At 70.5% G+C, this 17,322-nt stretch carries 17 protein-coding genes; 10 read left to right on the top strand and 7 right to left on the bottom strand.

From position 1 onward, the window contains the following. On the bottom strand, positions 1–180 hold a 180-nt coding region (locus AOK01_RS07155; RefSeq protein WP_157871209.1), incomplete at its 3' end, for a LysR family transcriptional regulator. Between the two features lie 92 nt (positions 181–272). Here AOK01_RS07155 and AOK01_RS07160 point away from each other — a divergent pair. Then, positions 273–998: an SDR family oxidoreductase gene (locus AOK01_RS07160; protein ID WP_055509622.1), complete on the top strand. Its 726-nt coding sequence runs from the start codon at positions 273–275 to the stop codon at positions 996–998. A gap of 32 nt (positions 999–1,030) precedes the next feature. Here AOK01_RS07160 and AOK01_RS07165 read toward each other — a convergent pair whose 3' ends face one another. Next, positions 1,031–1,711 (bottom strand): TetR/AcrR family transcriptional regulator, encoded by a 681-nt coding sequence (locus AOK01_RS07165; protein ID WP_055509624.1) that lies wholly within the window; start codon positions 1,709–1,711, stop codon positions 1,031–1,033. A gap of 160 nt (positions 1,712–1,871) precedes the next feature. Between AOK01_RS07165 and AOK01_RS07170 the strand changes: the two genes are divergently transcribed. Together AOK01_RS07170 and AOK01_RS07175 are read left to right on the top strand one after the other, a co-directional pair. Continuing rightward, positions 1,872–2,810, top strand: a complete 939-nt coding sequence (locus tag AOK01_RS07170) for an SDR family oxidoreductase (RefSeq protein WP_055509626.1) — start codon at positions 1,872–1,874, stop codon at positions 2,808–2,810. Between the two features lie 59 nt (positions 2,811–2,869). Beyond that, positions 2,870–3,853, top strand: coding sequence for an aldo/keto reductase (locus AOK01_RS07175; RefSeq protein ID WP_055509628.1), 984 nt, complete (start codon positions 2,870–2,872; stop codon positions 3,851–3,853). A gap of 163 nt (positions 3,854–4,016) precedes the next feature. Here the strand turns inward: AOK01_RS07175 and AOK01_RS07180 are convergent, their stop codons facing one another. After that, a complete protein-coding gene (locus tag AOK01_RS07180) occupies positions 4,017–4,292 on the bottom strand; it encodes a YkvA family protein (protein ID WP_055509630.1) in 276 nt (91 codons plus the stop codon). A gap of 165 nt (positions 4,293–4,457) precedes the next feature. Here AOK01_RS07180 and AOK01_RS07185 point away from each other — a divergent pair, with 165 nt between their 5' ends. The 3 genes from AOK01_RS07185 to chvE all read left to right on the top strand — a co-directional run bounded on the left by AOK01_RS07185 (position 4,458) and on the right by chvE (position 10,819). After that, complete coding sequence (locus AOK01_RS07185; protein ID WP_213862063.1) at positions 4,458–5,669, top strand: FAD-dependent monooxygenase; 1,212 nt, start codon at positions 4,458–4,460, stop codon at positions 5,667–5,669. Between the two features lie 85 nt (positions 5,670–5,754). Continuing rightward, positions 5,755–8,964 (top strand): amidohydrolase family protein, encoded by a 3,210-nt coding sequence (locus tag AOK01_RS07190; RefSeq protein ID WP_055509635.1) that lies wholly within the window; start codon positions 5,755–5,757, stop codon positions 8,962–8,964. A 757-nt stretch (positions 8,965–9,721) separates the two neighbouring features. Further along, a complete protein-coding gene (chvE, locus tag AOK01_RS07195; RefSeq protein ID WP_055509637.1) occupies positions 9,722–10,819 on the top strand; it encodes a multiple monosaccharide ABC transporter substrate-binding protein in 1,098 nt (365 codons plus the stop codon). A 70-nt stretch (positions 10,820–10,889) separates the two neighbouring features. Here chvE and AOK01_RS07200 read toward each other — a convergent pair whose 3' ends face one another. Further along, entirely contained in the window at positions 10,890–11,552 is a 663-nt protein-coding gene (locus AOK01_RS07200) for a hypothetical protein (RefSeq protein WP_055509639.1), read from the bottom strand. Positions 11,553–12,274: 722 nt separating this feature from the next. Here AOK01_RS07200 and AOK01_RS07205 point away from each other — a divergent pair. After that, the gene (locus tag AOK01_RS07205) at positions 12,275–12,958 is read left to right on the top strand and encodes a DUF6230 family protein (RefSeq protein WP_055509641.1); all 684 of its coding nucleotides are present in this window, start codon (positions 12,275–12,277) and stop codon (positions 12,956–12,958) included. Beyond that, entirely contained in the window at positions 12,958–13,353 is a 396-nt protein-coding gene (locus AOK01_RS07210; protein ID WP_055509643.1) for a DUF6114 domain-containing protein, read from the top strand. The genes AOK01_RS07205 and AOK01_RS07210 overlap by 1 nt, the downstream gene beginning before the upstream one ends. A 69-nt stretch (positions 13,354–13,422) precedes the next feature. Here the strand turns inward: AOK01_RS07210 and AOK01_RS07215 are convergent, their stop codons facing one another. The 3 genes from AOK01_RS07215 to AOK01_RS07225 form a co-directional block, all read right to left on the bottom strand. After that, positions 13,423–14,049, bottom strand: a complete 627-nt coding sequence (locus tag AOK01_RS07215; RefSeq protein ID WP_055509645.1) for an alpha-ketoglutarate-dependent dioxygenase AlkB — start codon at positions 14,047–14,049, stop codon at positions 13,423–13,425. 64 nt (positions 14,050–14,113) lie between these two features. After that, entirely contained in the window at positions 14,114–14,338 is a 225-nt protein-coding gene (locus AOK01_RS07220; RefSeq protein WP_055509647.1) for a CDGSH iron-sulfur domain-containing protein, read from the bottom strand. Between the two features lie 51 nt (positions 14,339–14,389). Continuing rightward, the gene (locus tag AOK01_RS07225; protein ID WP_055509649.1) at positions 14,390–15,409 is read right to left on the bottom strand and encodes an iron-containing redox enzyme family protein; all 1,020 of its coding nucleotides are present in this window, start codon (positions 15,407–15,409) and stop codon (positions 14,390–14,392) included. A 349-nt stretch (positions 15,410–15,758) separates the two neighbouring features. Here AOK01_RS07225 and AOK01_RS07230 point away from each other — a divergent pair, with 349 nt between their 5' ends. Continuing rightward, positions 15,759–16,655, top strand: coding sequence for an RNA polymerase sigma factor SigF (locus AOK01_RS07230; RefSeq protein WP_079103227.1), 897 nt, complete (start codon positions 15,759–15,761; stop codon positions 16,653–16,655). Between the two features lie 371 nt (positions 16,656–17,026). Continuing rightward, entirely contained in the window at positions 17,027–17,200 is a 174-nt protein-coding gene (locus AOK01_RS40685) for a CsbD family protein (RefSeq protein WP_079103228.1), read from the top strand. Positions 17,201–17,322: the final 122 nt, after the last annotated feature.

Raw genomic sequence — 17,322 nt, forward strand, 5'->3', positions numbered from 1 at the left:
AGGGCGAGGGAGCGGCTGTGCGCGGGCCAGCAGGGCGACACCGAGACGCCGCTCAAGCTGCTGGATCGCCCGGGACAGCGGTGGCTGGGCCATGCCCAGGCGCTCGGCCGCGCGGCCGAAATGCAGTTCCTCCGCGACGGCCATGAAGTACCTCAGCTCGCGGGTCTCCAAGGTGTCCACGGCCCCAGCGTACCTCTGTGATACCTGCCGGGTATGACAGGGCACTGTATCGGTGTTGGCCGCGCCGCTCGTCCGCGAGCGACCATCGGCGCATGAGTGAAACGAAGATCGCACTGGTGACCGGCGCGAACAAGGGAATCGGCTACGCGATCGCGGGCGGACTCGGCGCCCTCGGATACCGCGTGGGCGTGGGGGCCTGCGACGAGGCACGGCGCGAGGACGCCGTGGAGGAGCTGCGCGCCGCCGGGGTGGACGCCTTCGGGGTGCCGCTGGACGTGACCGACGACCGGAGCGTCACCGATGCCGTGGAAATGGTCGAACGGGCCGCCGGGCGCCTGGACGCCCTGGTCGACAACGCGGGCATCTCCGCGCGGTGGGAGCAGGACCCGACCACGCTCGACCTCGACGTGGTGCGCACGGTCGTGGAGACCAACGTCCTCGGTGTCGTCCGTGTCACCAACGCGATGCTGCCGCTGCTGCGGCGCTCGACGGCACCCCGCATCGTCAACCTCTCCAGTTCCGTCGCATCCCTGACCCGGCAGACGGACCCGGACATCGACGTGGGCCCCATCATGGCGGCCTACTCGCCGACGAAGTCGTTCCTCAACGCAGTCACCGTGCACTACGCCCGGCAGTTCGCCGGCACGAACATCCTAATCAACGCCGCCTGCCCGGGTCTGGTGGCGACCGACTTCACCGGCTTCTTCGGGTCCCGCACCCCGGAGCAGGGCGCGGCCACCCCGGTCCGGCTCGCCACGCTGCCCGACGGCGGCCCGACCGGTTCGTTCTTCGAGGACGACGGCGTCGTCCCCTGGTGACCCCGGGCCCTGGACCTCGTACGCCCGGTCGGTCAGCGTGACGCCCGTGCCAGCAGCCCGGACAGCTGGATTTCGAGCGACTCACGCAGGGCCGTCCGGAAGTCGACGCGCAGAACCGCCAGTTCGGGTTCGGACTCGTAGACCGCGAGCACGGCCGCCGACGGGTGTGCGTGCGGCCAGGCGGCCATGACCATCATGAGTGCTCCGGCGACGAACCGCACGCTGTCCCGCTCGTCCAGCTCGGGGAGGTGGCGTCGGGCCTGGTGCGCCAGGGTGAACGCCTGGGTGACGGAGGCACGCTTGTACTCGGTGGCGACCCGCGTCGACACGTTCCGCTCCAGGACGGCCGCCTGGGCGCTGATCAGGTCGCACAGCACCGGACGGTCCGCGAGGGCGCCGGCCATGGTGGCGGCGACCTGGTCGGCGCGCTCGAACACGGGCGCGCCGGCGTCGACGGCCTCGGAGAGCGCGGCGTCGAGATGGTCCAGCAGCTCCTCTGTCGCGCCGGCGAGCAGCTCCAGCAGGACGGCCTCGCGGGACTCGAAGTAGCGCAGCACGTTCGACTTGGCGAGCCCCACCCGGCGGCTCAGTTCGTTCAGGCTCAGCTGCGCCACCGGCATCTGCCCGAGCATCGCGCCCGCGGTGTCGAGGATCGCCCGGCGGCGCACGGCGCGTTGCTCCTCGCTGCGGGCGCGCTGGAAGGTGTCTGCCATGACCGGAGTCTACAGACCCGCGGTCGGCTGCCGACTGACATCAGACCGGGGGTCTGTTGTTATCGAACCGGCGGTCTGCTAGCTTGCGATGCAACAGACCGGCGGTCTTCTATCTTCTGTTTCTCTTCCTCGGAGGGCCGCGCATCCCGAAGGAGCCACCGTGCCCACCACCTCGTACACAGTTCCCGACCAGACGGGGAAGTACGCCGTCGTCACCGGTGCCAACAGCGGCACGGGCAAGGAGACCGCGCGGCGTCTCGCGGCGGCCGGAGCCCGCGTCGTGCTGGCCGTGCGCACCGTCGCCAAGGGGGAGCAGGCCCGCGCCGAGATCCTCGGCCGGCATCCGCACGCGCGGCTGGAGGTGCGGCGCGTCGACCTGGCCGACCTGGCCTCCGTGGAGGCGTTCGCCGACGGGATACTCGCCGACGGCGCCCCGCTCGACCTGCTGGTGAACAACGCCGGAGTGATGACCCCGCCCACCCGGCTGACCACCGTGGACGGGTTCGAACTCCAGATGGGCAGCAACTACCTGGGCCCGTTCGCCCTCACGGTCCGTCTGCTGCCCGCCCTGCTCGCCGCCCGGGCGCCGCGCGTGGCGACCATGAGCAGTGGCAGCGCGAACTTCGGCCGTATCGACTTCGACGACCTCCAGTGGGAGCGCCGCCGGTACCGGTCCGTCCCGTCGTACGCCCAGTCCAAACTCGCCGACCTGATGATGACCAGGCAACTGGCCGCCCTCGCCGCCGAGCGCGGCTGGAACCTGCTGAGCACCGCCGCCCACCCCGGCTACACCGTGACCAACCTCCAGACCGCCGGTGCCAGCCTCGGCTCCGACGAACCGAGGCGCGCGCCGTTCACCAAGACCCGCATCCTGCCCAGGCAGGAGGTCGAGCAGGGTGCCGAACCGCAGCTGTACGCGGCCACCAGCCCCGAGGCGACGGCCGGCGGCTACTACGGCCCCGGCCGCCGGTTCGAACTGGTCGGCCCGACCGCCCCCGCGCGCATCACCCGCCGCGCCCTCGACGCGGACGCGAACCGCCGCCTGTGGACCGAGTCCGAACGCCTCACCGGAGTGACCGTCCCCGCCGCCGTCGCCTGAACGGACCCATCACGGGGGCGGCGTCCCGCCGAGCGCCCGGCGGGTGCCAGACTGACCCCATGGACGAGCGAGAATTCAGCAGGTCAGGACAGCGGGCGTCGGTCATCGGCCTCGGCACATGGCAGCTCGGTGCCGACTGGGGCGACGTGGACGACAAGGACGCCCTGGCGGTCCTGGAGGCCGCCGCCGAGTCGGGCGTGACGTTCTTCGACACGGCGGACGTGTACGGCGACGGGCGCAGCGAGGAGACCATCGCCACGTTCCTGCGCGGCAGGCCCGACCTCCACGTGCTGGTCGCGACGAAGATGGGCCGCCGGGTGGACCAGGTCCCGGAGAACTACGTCCTGGACAACTTCCGTGCCTGGAACGACCGTTCGCGCCGCAACCTCGGTGTCGACCGTGTCGACCTGGTGCAGCTGCACTGCCCGCCGACCGCGGTGTACTCGTCGGACGAGGTGTTCGACGCCCTGGACACCCTCGTCGCGGAGGAGCGCATCGCCGCGTACGGGGTGAGTGTCGAGACCTGTGACGAGGCGCTGACCGCGATCGCCCGGCCGAACGTCGCCAGTGTGCAGATCATCCTCAACCCGTTCCGCATGAAGCCCCTCCAGCGGGTCCTGCCCGCGGCGCGGGAAGCCGGTGTGGGCATCATCGCCCGCGTGCCGCTCGCCTCCGGGCTGCTCTCCGGCAAGTACACGAAGGACACGGTCTTCGCGGAGAACGACCACCGTACGTTCAACCGCCACGGCGAGGCCTTCGACCAGGGCGAGACCTTCTCCGGCGTCGACTACACCACCGGTGTCGAGGCGGCGGCCGAGTTCTCGGCGCTCGCTCCGGAAGGCGTCACCCCGGCGCAGCTGGCGCTGGCGTGGATCGCCCAGCAGCCGGGAGTCACCACGGTGATCCCCGGCGCCCGCTCGCCCGAGCAGGCCCGCGCCAACGCGGCGGCCGGCAAGCTGCCGCCGCTGTCGGAGGAGACGCTGGCGGCGATCTCGGACCTGTATGAGCGGCGGATCAAGAAGCAGGTCGAGCTTCGCTGGTGACTGCCGCCCGCTGGGGTGGTGGGGTGTGATGGGCGGCTGCGGGTTCGTCGTGGCCGAGCGCGCAGTTCCCCGCGCCCCTGACGGGCGCGGCCCGCGAGGGGCAAGGCCCCGTAAGGGGCGCGGGGAACTGCGCGACCAGCCACAACGCACCCGCAGACATACATCACCGCACCGGGTCGGCCGAACCACGCATCGACCTCAGTGCCAGGAGCAGTACGCCGATGTCGTCGAGGTAGACGGGGTCGGGCAGCAGGTCGGCCGGTAGTACGAGATAGGCGACCGCTCCCCAGAAGACCCAGCGGGGTCCCGTCGGCAGACCGGCGCGGCGCAGGTCGCGCCGGGCGCGGACCAGCCGGACGGTGAGGACGATCGCCACCGCGAGCACCGTCGCCAGTACGGCCGCGACGGCGAGAACCAGAATCCACGTGTTGGTGTCCATGAGCCCTTCCCTGGCTCGCCCGGTACTGCTGTTCGCATGCCCAGGTTCGCCCGCTCCTCACAGCCGAGCCGCTCCGACACGCGGCGCGCTGCGTCGGAGGACCGACCATAACGGACCTACTCTGTGCTCTCAATTGACCACTTTCAGTCACTTTGGGAGGTGCGCGTGAAGATCGCCTGTGTCGGCGGCGGACCCGCCGGCTTGTACTTCTCGATCCTGATGAAGCGGCAGGACCCGGGCCACGAGATCACCGTCCACGAACGCAATCCGGCCGGTTCGACGTACGGGTTCGGGGTGACCTACTGGGGAAGCCTGCTCGGCAAACTGGACGCGGGCGACCCCGAGTCGGCGCGCGCCGTGCGGGAGAGCTCGGTGCGCTGGAGCGACGGTGTCGCGCACATCGGCGACCGTACGACCAGACATCGAGGCGACGAGGGCTTCGGCATCGGACGGGGCCGGCTCCTGGACATCCTCGCCGAGCGGGCGCGCTCGCTGGGCGTACGCGTCGAGTTCGAGGACGAGATCACCGACGGGGCCGCACTGCCCGACGCCGATCTGGTCGTCGCCTGCGACGGTGTCCGCAGCGCGGTGCGCGAGCGCCATGCCGCCCACTTCGGCACCGAGGTCGCTCTCGGCCGGAACACCTACATCTGGCTGGGCACCACGAAGGTCTTCGACGCGTTCACCTTCGCCTTCGTGGAGACACCGCACGGCTGGATCTGGTGCTACGCCTACGGGTTCAGCGGCGACCGCAGCACCTGTGTCGTCGAGTGCTCGCCGGAGACCTGGACGGGCCTTGGTCTCGACCGGGCCGACGAGGCGGCGGGGCTCGCCCTCCTCGAAGAGCTGTTCGTCAAGCTGCTGGACGGACACCGGCTCATCGGCCGGGCGACGGCCGGCGGCAGCGCGCAGTGGCTGAACTTCCGCACGCTCACCAACCGGACCTGGTCGCACGGCAACGTAGTCCTGCTCGGCGACGCCGCCCACACCACGCACTACTCCATCGGGGCGGGCACCACCCTCGCCCTGGAGGACGCCATCGCCCTGGCCGACGCCCTGAGCACGCGCTCCGGGTCAGGCCGGGCCGGACTCGCCCCGGCACTGGCCGCGTACGAGAAGGAACGCAAGTCCGCGCTGCTGTCCGTGCAGAGCGCGGCCCGCCACAGCGCCCAGTGGTACGAGAACCTGCCGCGCTACATCGACCTCCCGCCGGCGCAGATGTTCGCGCTCCTCGGCCAGCGGCACTCACCGCTGCTGCCGTACGTGCCGCCGCAGCTCTACTACCGCATCGACCGGGCGGCCGGGCGGCTCGAATCCCTGCGCAGACTCAAGCGCTGGCTGGGCCCGAAGGTGGCACGGACCCTGCACAGCCGGTAGGGCTGACGCTCCGTCAACCTGTCGCCCGTCCGGCTGGAAAGGCGCTGTTGCTCATGGGCCGCATGGTGCGCAAGCGTGCTGAGTCATGGACCGAGACCGGGGCGAAACCGCCCTCTCCCCCTTCCCCTCCCTCTTCCTCTCCCGCCGTCAGCTCCTCGCGTCCGCGGGGGCCGCGGGCGCCGTCACCGCCCTCGGCGTCGCACCCGCCGCGGCCCAGCCGCGCGGCGGGCTCTCCCTGTCCTTCACCGCGGCCACCAACGGTTCGGCGACCCTCGCACCCGGCGGGGACCGGCTGATCGCCGAGATCCAGAACGTGCTGTGGTCGCTCCCGCGCACCGGCGGCAGGGCCGTCCCCCTCACCCCGGCGGGCCTCGAACCGAACCGGCCCGTGTACGCGCCGGACGGCAGCCTCGTCGCCTTCTGCGCCTACCAGGGCGGCGGCTTCCACATCTGGACGATGCACCCCGACGGCTCGGACGTACGCAGGCGGACCGACGGGCCCTTCGACGACCGCGGCCCGGCCTGGTCGCCCGACGGCACCCGCATCGCGTTCGCCTCCGAGCGCGGTGGCGACCCGGTGACCGGCAGCCCGTACCGCGTCCACGTGCTGGACCTGCGCACCGGAGCCGTCGTCCAGGTGACCGGCCTGCCCGGTCAGCCGGGTCCCGTCCAGGACGGGACCTGGGAGGACTTCGACCCCACCTGGTCACCGGACGGGAAGCGGCTCCTGTTCGTCCGCGCGAAGGGCGTCACCACGGCGAACGGCGCCGGCCTCGATGCCCGGACCGTCGCCGCCGTACCCGCCGACGGCACAGGACCGGTCGTCGTGGCACACACCGACACCACGACCGCGCAGATCATGACTCCGGCTCTCGCGCCGGACGGCGACCGTCTGGCGTATCTGCGCACGACCGCGGCCCCGCAGGGCTCCTGCGCGCTCGTCGTCGACGGCGAACCCGTCGAGGTCCGCGGGGACATCGCGCCGGTGCCGCCGCGCTGGACGGCGGCGGGCGAGCTGCTGCTCACTGTGGACGGCGACTTCACCCTCGTACGACCGGAGAGTCCTGCGCGGCCGGACGTGATCCCCTTCGAGGGCGTGCTGCCCGTGGAACAGCCGCACTACGAAGCCAAGGAGTACGACCTGGGGGAGGGGCGAGCCCGGCCGGTACGGGGCATTCACCTGCCCGCGCTCTCGCCCGACGGGCGGCACGTCGCCTTCGCCGCGCTCAACTCGCTCTGGCTGGCCGACAGTTCGGGCGGCGGCGCGCCGAAGCGACTGCGCCGGGCGGCGGCCACGGAGTACCTGCTCGGACCCTCGTGGTCGCGCGACGGAGACGCGCTGCTGTACGCGGACGACCGGGACGGACTGCTCGGCGTGTACCGACACGACCCGGCCACCGGGGAGGAGACCGCGCTCGCTACCGGCGGGCGGGTCCATCCCGCGCTCTCACCCGACGGGACACGGCTCGCCTGCCTGGACCTGACCGGCCGGCTCGTCGTCCGTGACCTCGAAAGCGGCACCGAGAAGATCCTCGCGACCCCGCTCGGCGCGGGAGGACTCCCCGGGCGTCCCAGCTGGTCGCCCGACGGCCGGTATCTCGCGTTCTGCGACCGCAACCGCCTCAACCTCCGCTTCCGGGAGGGCTACAACCTCGTCCGGGTCGTCGACACCACGACCGGGCAGGACCGGCTGCACGCGGTGGCACCGCATGTCTCGATCGCCGACCGCTACGACTCCGGACCCGTCTGGTCGCCCGACGGCCGCTGGATGGCGGTGATCGTCGAGTCCGCGCTCTGTCTGCTGCCCGTCGCGCCCGACGGTACCCCGCGCGGCGCCCTGCGCACCCTCACCACGGAACCGGCCGACCATCCCTCCTGGTCCGGCGACTCGGGGACCCTGCTGTACCTCTCCGGAGCCCGGCTGCGACTGATCGGCGTCGATGGCGGCCGGGCCCGTACCGTCCGGGTACCGCTCGACGGGCGCAGACCCGTACCCGCCGACACCGTGGTGCACGCCGGCCGGCTCTGGGACGGCACGGGCGACTCCGTACGGGACGACGTCGACATCCTGGTACGCGGCGGACGTGTCACCGCCGTCGAACCGCACCGGCGACGCGCGGCGACGACGAGGATCGACGCCTCCGAGCGAACCGTCCTGCCCGGCCTGTGGGACACGCACACCCACCCGTGGCAGGTCACCTACGGCAGCCGTCAGACAGTCGGCCAGCTCACCTACGGCATCACCACCGCCGTGTCCCTCGGCGGATTCGCGTACGAACAGGCCCGTATCCGCGAGGCGGTGACGACAGGTCAGCTCGCCGGACCCCGGCTGCTGACCACCGGCGAGCTGCTCGACGGCTCCCGGGTCGCGTACAGCATGGGGCGCGCGCATCGCACGAGAGACGGACTGCGGCGCTCGCTGGAGCGGGGCGCCGCGCTGGACTGGGACTTCGTCAAGACCTACGTACGGGCGCCCGACTGGGTGATGGAGGAGGCCGCGCGGTTCGGGCACGAGCGGCTCGGTGTGCGCTCGGGAAGCCATCTGCTCTCCCCCGGAGTGCAACTGGGCCAGGACCTGACGACCCATCTGCAGGCCACGCAGCGCGGCGAGTTCGGGCACGCCACCACCTCGTCCGGGCGTGCCTACCAGGATCTGCTGGAGATCTACACCGCGCAGGGTGTCGACTTCGGTCTCATCGCCACCCCGTTCACCTCCGCGCCCCTCCTGGGCGCGGACCCCGGGCTCGCCGACGATCCCCGGGTCACCGCCGTGATGCCACCCTGGGACAGCGCCCTCGTCCGGCAGGGGGCGGGCGTACCGCCGACTCCGGCCCAACTCGCCACTCTGGGCAGGGAGATCGACATCTACCGGCGGATCCTGGCAGCGGGCGGCCTCGTGGCGCTGGGCACCGACCAGCCGCTCGTCCCCGTCGGCCTCTCCCTCCACCTGGGCCTGCGCGCGCTGCACCGGGGCGGCCTGTCCCCTGTCGAGGCCCTGCGTACGGTGACCGTCCTGCCCGCCCGGCTCTTCGGCCTCGACGGCGACCTCGGCACGGTCAGGCCCGGCAGGCTCGCCGACCTGACGGTGGTGGACGGCGACCCCTTCACCGACTTCGACACGCTCGTCCGCACGGTCGGCGTGCTCCGGGGCGGGGTCCCGTACACGACCGACGACCTCGTGGCCGCGTACGAGCCCGTGTCCAGGCCCGCCACTCGTCGGACGGCGAGTGAGGACGACTGGCTGGAGGCGGGACGGCTGATGCGGCGGGAGGGGTGCTGCGACGCGGGCCTCTGAGAAGCCGACCGCTGCGAGGCTCGCGCCGCCCTTGGACCGGTCGGAGGGAGAAGAGGCCGCCTCCCGACCGGTCGAACGGCGGCGTGAAATGTTCGAACGAGTTGTGCTGTCAGCCCTCCGAGTTCGGTTCGGGGAGAACCGTGTGTTCCTGTGCGATCTCGCGGCGGCGTCAGATCGTGACGTGCGCGTGACCGCACAGTCAGTCACCGTGGGACGGTGGTTGAGACTGGATTGACCGTAAAACACACGAAGTGCTGTCTGGCTTGACATGACCGATCGTGCGCGGTCGCAACTAATGTGACGAAAGAGCGCCACAGTGACCCTGCACCCGGATAGGCTGCCCCGCGCACCCCACGTTCGAGTCCCCGCACGTGGGTGGACCGGTCAACCCGGCCTGCTCGTGCGCGGGTTCAGCAGAGTCCCAGCGCGAGAGACATACCGTCCGGTCTGACGCTTCACCCCTCACCGAGACCCGGTGAACCCAGTCCGCCCCGGAAGGCTTCACGCAGCCGGGCACCGATCAACCTTGGCGTCCACCTCCGGCCCGTACGTGCAGTGCGGTCCTTCGGTACGGCGCCCCGAACCCCCGTCAGGGCAGCCTCGGTTTGAACTCGGCACCGAACACCACGCACCACGGACTCCCCAGCCGTGTGCCGCGGACGGCACCATCACGGCCTGCCGGTCCGGCCGGGATCGTGCCCCCCGGTGCACCGCCGGCCCCGAGTTCCGCCGACTGCCTTTCATCCAGTGAGGAACGATGAGCATGCGCGCCCGCACCACCGTAGCTGCGGCCATTTCGACGGTCCTGTCCATATCTCTCACCGCGTGCAGTGGAGACTCCGACACCGGCAGCGACGGCAAGGCCGCGTCCGTGGGCATCGCCATGCCCACGAAGACATCACAGCGGTGGATCAACGACGGCCAGAACATGGCCGACGAGCTCAAGGGGTTCGGCTACACCACCACCCTCAAGTACGCCGACAACGACCCGAAGAACCAGGTCGCGCAGGTCGAGGCCATGCTTGAGAGCGGTGTCGACGCCCTGGTCATCGCCTCCGTGGACGGAAAGGTCTTCAACGACGTCCTGGCGAAGGCAAAAGCGGCCGACGTGCCGGTGATCTCCTACGACCGGCTGATCCTCGGCACCCCCAACGTCGACTACTACGCGTCCTTCGACAACCTGAAGGTCGGCACCCTGCAGGCCGACTTCCTCGTGGAGGGGCTCGGACTCGTCAACGGCAGCCGCAAGGGCCCGTTCAACGTGGAACTCTTCGCGGGTTCCGCCGACGACAACAACACGCGTTACTTCTACCGGGCCTCCATGGAGGTCCTGGAGCCGTACATCCAGAGCGGCGACCTGATCGTCAGATCGGGGGAGACCGAGATGAAGGAGATGACCACTCTGCGCTGGGACGGTCCCACGGCGGAGAGGCGCATGAACAAGCTGCTCGACACGGACTACGCCGACCAGGACATCGACGCGGTCCTGTCCCCGTACGACGGTATGTCGCTCGGCATCATCAAGGCGCTCAAGAAGCATGGTTACGGCTCCCCGGGCAAGCCGCTGCCCATCGTCACGGGGCAGGACGCCGAGGTGCCCTCGATTCAGTCGCTCGTGGACGGCGATCAGGCGCAGACCGTCTACAAGGACACCCGCGAGCTGGCGCTCGTCACCGCGTACATGGTCAACTCCATGGTCCACGACAACAAGCCGGCACTCAACGACACCAGGACGTACAACAACGGGAAGAAGGTCGTTCCCGCGTACCTCCTGGAGCCGGTGAGCGTCGACAAGTCCAACTACAAGCAGGTGCTCATCGATTCGGGCTACCTGAAGAAGAGTGACCTGGACTGAGCCACGCACGGGTACGGGGCGGGGAGAGGGATCTCCCCGCCCCCTACGCGTATCCGCATTCCTGGCCGGGTCAGTTGACGAAGACCGCCGGGCCTGCCTGTGTCGTGTCGGTGACCGGGGCGTACTTGGCGGTGAAGTAGCCGTTGCTGAAGCACAGCGACGAGCCCGAGAACTTCGTGAACTGCTGGTTCGTGAACGAGATGCTGTTGTCGGCGTTGTTCGCAGTGCCGGACAGGCTGGGCGCCCGGTAGACACATGTGATGCTGCCAAGGAGCGTGCGCAGCGCGACAGTTGTCTGAATGGTCGATCCGTTGGCCGGGGTGATGGTGAGGGCGCCCCCGGAGGTCACGGCCGTGGTGTAGGGCAGGTTGTCGACCGTGATGCCGGTGACACCGAGCACGCCGGTGACGTTGCTGGTGCAACTGGCGCTGGCGAAGGTGTGGCTGGTGACCGACTCGGTGGCCGTGCCGGGCGCGGCCGGATTGTCGACGACCTCGGCGACGAAGGCGGACGACGAGCAGGAGACGCCGCTCGTGCCGGTGCTGCTGGAGTAGAGCGTGGCGTTCGTGCCGCCGGCCAGGGAGGCGCTGAGCACATCACCGGCGGCGACCGCGGTGCCGCCGGCGCCGCCGGTGGTCAGGACCGTGCCGTCGGCCGCGGAGGCGGGGCCGGCCGCCGAGAGGGTGAGAGCCGTGACGGCGGCGGCCAGGGCGAGGGAAGTCCGAGTACGCATGAGGGTGCCTCGATTTCGGGAGTGGGGTGGCGGAGGTGGCCGCCGCTGGCCCGTCGCGACTTCTCCGTACGCGACGGGCCTGCGGCGGCTGCCGGGGTTCGGCCGGAGACGTCGAAGGACGGCCTCCGGCACGGGGCCGGCGGGTGGGCGACCGGACGCGGTCCCGGAGGGGGAAAGGCGACCGTGCCGGTGCCGTGGAGGAGTGAACGCGGATCGCACGTGAGTCGGTCTGCCGGACGCAGGGCCGGGGTGCCGGCCGTGTGACGGGCGTGCCGACCGTGGGACGGGACGGAACCCGGGAATGGACGTGCGTCGCCGGACGGATCCGGCGCCACGGATCCGTGCGTAGCCAGAGAGAGTTGTAGCCCTGACTACGGTTCAACGTCAAGACACCGCAAGGGAATTGACGTGGAGTCAGAGGTCGGGCCGGATGGTCCGCGGTTCCGCGACGCGTCGGTTCCGGGCTGCGCGGCAGGACTCTTTCCGGTGTCGCGGAAGGGTCCTCCATGGCTTCGTCACATCTCCGACTTCCTATTTGCACAAGGTGCTTGACCCTCGCCGCTTACCGCGGGTAACTTCCGTCGCGGCTACTGCTGCGTAACGAGAAAGCCCTTGCACCCACCGGGAGGTGTCAGGAGGCGTGCGCCGCATTCGCTGTCCGCGCCAGGACAACGTGCCACCTGTTGTCCCACCTCACGTTGACCATGCCCTGGGAGCAGAAAATGGCCTTGCCCTCGGACGCCGGCTCGTCCGCCGGTTCCACCCCTGAGCCGTCCGAAGTGCCGGAAAGCGGTTCCCTGTCGGACGGCCCCGAGAGACGGGGGCGGGTCCGTCTGCGCCGCGCCGCGGTGATGGCGGTTCCTGCCACCGCGATCGCCGCCGGCCTCATGATTCTCACCGCCCAGGGTGCCCTGGGTGTGCAGTTCGCGATATCCGGTATGGCGTTCACGGTCACCGCGACGAACCTCGACGGCCGGGGCTTCGAGCAGTTCGGTGCCCTCGACCAGATGGCCGAGGGGAGCCCGAACGAGGGCGACACCGGCGGCCAGGTCCTCGTGGTGGTCTCCGCGATCAAGAACGCGACACTCACCAAGCTGTGCCAGAGCGTCGACCTCGGCGGCACCAACCTGCTCATCACGGCGGGCCAGGGCGCCCAGAAGGTGACCGCCACCGACCTCACCACCGACTCCACCGAGCTCACGGGCGACGCGGCCTTCGGCAACATCGAGATCGGCAACGACGCGAGTACCCTCGACAAGGCCGGCGTACAGGGCCCCAAGGGTGTCTTCAGCCAACAGGCCGACACCGTCAAGATCGCCAATCTGCGGCAGACCAACTACGCCACCACGGCAGCGGTGTTCAAGCTTCCCGGGCTGCGGCTCCGCTTCAGCGAGCAGGGCTGCTGATGGCGGCCTTACGGCGCTGGCGCGCGGCCCGTCCGTTCTGGGGCGGGCTGCTGCTCACGCTGGGCGGGACGGAGATCCTCCTCACGGAGAAGGCATCGCTGAAGGTCGTCATGCACATCGGCATGCAGGGCCTGGCCGGCTATCTCCTGCCGGTCCTGATGCTGGTCTGCGGACTGCTGGTCCTCTTCAACCCCGCGCAGCGCCTCTTCTACTCGATCTGCGGCGTCCTGCTCTCCCTGGGCACCTGGCTCACCTCGAACCTGGGCGGCTTCCTCATCGGACTCCTCCTCGGCGTCGTGGGCAGCTGCCTCACCTTCGGCTGGCTGCCGGACCAGGAACCGCGCCGCGCCCGTTCGTGGCGGCGCCGCAACCGGGTGCCGGTGCACCATCCGTGACGTGCCGGGGGCGCCGTCGACGCGGCGCCCCCCAGTCGCCCCCCAGTCGCTCCCCAAGTCACCGCACAGTCACCGCACGCCGTGCGGCCGGAACTGGATGCTGACGCGAGGGCCCGCCGCCCGTGCGCTCTTAGGGATCGCGTGTTCCCAGGTGCGCTGGCAGGAACCGCCCATCACGATCAGGTCGCCGTGCCCGAGCGGGCGCCGTACCGCGGCACCGCCGCGCCGGGGTCGCAGGAGCAGGTCCCGCGGAGCTCCCACGGAGACGATGGCGACCATCGTGTCCCGGTGTGCGCCGCGACCGGTCCGGTCCCCGTGCCAGGCCACGCTGTCCCGGCCGTCCCGGTAGTAGCAGAGCCCGGCGGTGGTGAAGGGTTCCCCCAGCTCCTCCGCGTAGTGGTCGGACAGGGCGTTCCGTGCCTCGTCCAGAACGGGATGCGGCAGCGGGTCGTCGGCGCCGTAGAAGGCCAGCAGTCGCGGTACGGCCACCACCTGCTCGTACATCTGGCGTCGCTCGGCCCGCCAGGGGACCTCGTCGGCGAGCCGCGCGAAGAGCGGGTCCGCGCCGTGGAGCCAGCCGGGCAGTAGATCGATCCACGCCCCGTCGCCGAGCACGGTCCGGCGCAGCCCGGCGAGCGAGCCGAGGCGGATGGCGTCGCTCTGGTCGAAGAGTGATCCCTGGAGATGCGTGGACATGTTTCCAGGTTACCGCGTATTCGAATATACGTGCGAGCGCGATATGTCTGGACGCGACCGCGCTTCAGTGGTCGGAACCTGGGTGCGCGGTCGGGGAGCGGCGGCGATGGCTGGTGTCGCACCAGGGATGGATGCGGCTGCGCCGGCAGGTGCACAGGGCCACGCAGAAACGGTCGGAGGACACGGTCGTACCGTCCTCCAGGACGACTTCGACCGGCCCTTCGACGAGCAGGGGCCCCTCACGGCGGGCGACGATCCGACGCGGGCGTTCGGCGGGGGAGTCGGTCACGGCCGTTCACCACCTTTCCTTCCCTCGCACGGCTCACAGAGTTGACACAGCTCACACGGGTGTCCGCAGGGACGACCGGCCGGACCGCCAAGCCTCCAGCAGCCGGTCCGCGAGGCGGTCCTCCAGCCATCCGGTGGCGTCGACGCCGAACGCGATGTCACCGTCGAGATGCGGTTCCACCTCCAGCAGGCCGGCGACGACCTCACGGCGTACGACCTGTTCGTGCACCGCGTCGGCCTCGACGTGCTCGGTGTAGAAGTGCTCGGCCGCCGGACCCGCGCCGGTCCGCCGCATCGCGCTCGCGAGCCGCCTTGAGCCCGGGGAGGAAGTCGTCTCCACGGCGGCGAAGTGGCCCACCAGCGCGCCGCGCAGCGTCCGGTGCAGACCGAAGAGGGACATCAGATTGACGACGGCCAGCGCCTCGGCGCCGCTCGCGTCGACGTAGCGCCCGTACACCGGATCAAGGCCGAGGTCGGTCATCAGGTCCGCGAACAGCTGGGCGTGTACGCGCTCGGCGCGCCCCGCTCCGTACTCGTCGAACTCCACCGCCGCCATACCGGCCTTGGCACGCCCCCACAGGCGCGGCAGCACCCAGGCGTGCGGATCGGCCTCCTTGAGGTGGTAGACGGAGCGCTGGGCGGCGTACTCGCGCAGCTGCCACAACTCGCCCTTGTCCTGGAGGAAATGGGAGACGCCCTCGCCGTCGACGGGCTCCACGAGCAGCTCGTCCAGCGCCTCGTCCGCGTGGTCGTGCCGGGTCGCCCCGGCGCGCAACGCCGTCAGGAACGGCTTCTCCAGTGCCGCGCGGACCCTCAGCAGATCCGGGTCCCACTCACGGGCCCCGTCGACGCCCGCGAAGCCCCGGTAGTGCAGCTCGTAACAGAGGTGGAGCGCGAGCTGGAGATCGTCGCCGAGCGGCTCGGCGCCGGCGAGGGAGGTCTCGTCGGGCAGCGGTCCTGTACTGCGCAGATACTGGATGAGTGCCGAGGAGATCTCTCCGCGGCCCGGCGGGAGTTCCGGTCCCGCGACTTCCGCGACTTCGGTGACCGGGCGCTCGGCTACAGGTTCCATGCGCGCCGGGTACCCGTGATCGGGAACGTCTACCTGCGCGGACGCGGACGGGGATGCGGACCCGGACTCGCGCCGGAGGCCCGGCCCGTACGGCCGGCGGCGCGACGGCCCGGACTCAGGCCTCGCCGCTGCTCTGCACTCTCCATGACCAGCCGATTGCGGTACATCGTGTTATGAAATGAATAGTTTGGACATGTCCCTTTTGGGGGAATTTATGCATAGTGCTTCGGACTGGAGGCACGCCCGAGGGAGCTGGCGAGCCAGGCCCCGGTTGTGTCCCGGCCGGCCCGATCGCGCGCCCTCCCATGGTGACTGTTCCGTGAGCACCCCGAGGGAGATGCGACGCAGCATGCCGATCACCGTCAGAACGAAGCAGCATCCCCACGACGACGCCCCCGACACGGCTGCGGCCTTCGAACGGCTCGCCACGCTGCCCGACGGGGCCGAGCGCCAAGCCCTGCGTGACGGACTGGTACAGGACTGGCTGCCCATGGCGAACCGTATCGCCATGCGGTACCGGGGCAGGGGTGAGTCCGTCGAGGACCTCGCCCAGGTGGCGGCCCTCGGCCTCGTCAAAGCGGTCGACCGCTACGACCCCGAGCGCGGCAACGCCTTCGAGAGCTACGCCATCCCGACCATCACCGGCGAGATCAAGCGCCACTTCCGTGACCACATGTGGGTTCTGCATGTGCCGCGGCGCGTCCAGGACCTGCGCAACCGGGTCCGCGCCGCCGCGAAGGAACTGTCGCAGACCATCCCGGGCCGCCGGCCCACCGTCGCCGAGATCGCCGCGCAGGCGCAGATGACCGAGGACGACGTACGGGCCGGGTTCGAGGCACTCGACAGCTTCACCGCGCTCTCCCTCGACGCCGAGCTGCCCGGCAGCGACGACGGCTACGCGCTCGGTGACGCCCTCGGTGAGTTCGACACCGGTTACGACCTGGTCGTCGACCGGGAGGCCGTGAAGCCCTGCATCGCCGCGCTTCCCGAGCGCGAGCGGACCATTCTCTATCTGCGCTACTTCAGGGGTATGACCCAGGGCCGCATCGCGCAGCAGTTGGGCATCTCGCAGATGCATGTCTCGCGGCTGCTCAGCGGTTGCTGCGCCAAGGTCCGCGAAGAGGCCCTCGCGGATCACGATGATCCTGATCCTGATCCTGGTCGTGGTCCTGATCCTGCTCCGAATCCAGGTACCGGCCGCGATTCCGGTTCCGGTTCCGGTCGTGAGTCCGGCTCCCGGCCGTGAGTGGGCCGTGAGTCGGCCGTGAGTCACGGTCCCGGTCGCGGTTCCGGGTGTAGCACCGACCCAGCCGCCCGTCGCGGGGTGCTCCCGAGTCGGGCGGCTGTGTGGCGAGCTCACTGCCGAACCCTCCCGGGAGAGGTACGCCGGCGGCCTGCCACACGTCCGAAGTAACCACCAACGACCCGACAAAACACACTCGTCACGGGGCGCACCGCCGGGCTCGTCGGGAGCCGGACCGGCGTCTGACGTCATCCGGGGCCGACCGTGCCGATCCGCTGTCGCTCAGGGTGACGAGCCCTCACGGATTGCGAAGGGTGGGTGTCGGGCGCAGGGTGGAGACGCCAGTCCAACCCTCATCCGAAGGACGGAACGTCATGAGCAAGGCGAAGAGCAAGGCGAAGCAGATGAAGGGCAAGATGAAGGAGGCCGCCGGCAAGTCCATGGACGACAAGTCCATGGCGGGCGAGGGCCGGGGCGAGCAGATGAGGGGCGATGCCGAGAAGCTCACATCCAAGGCCTCCGAGGGCATGAAGAAGTCCGGCCGGTAGAGCGGCGGCCCCTTCGCACGTACGCCCCCGAACGGTCCGCGGGTCCCACCCGTGACCGCCGGGGGCGTACGCGCGTCCGCGCACGGGACGGGCGAGGTACCGGGGACGGATGAGGTGTGGAG

This window comes from Streptomyces aurantiacus (assembly GCF_001418335.1).
In the GTDB taxonomy this organism is placed as follows: Bacteria; Actinomycetota; Actinomycetes; order Streptomycetales; family Streptomycetaceae; genus Streptomyces; species Streptomyces aurantiacus.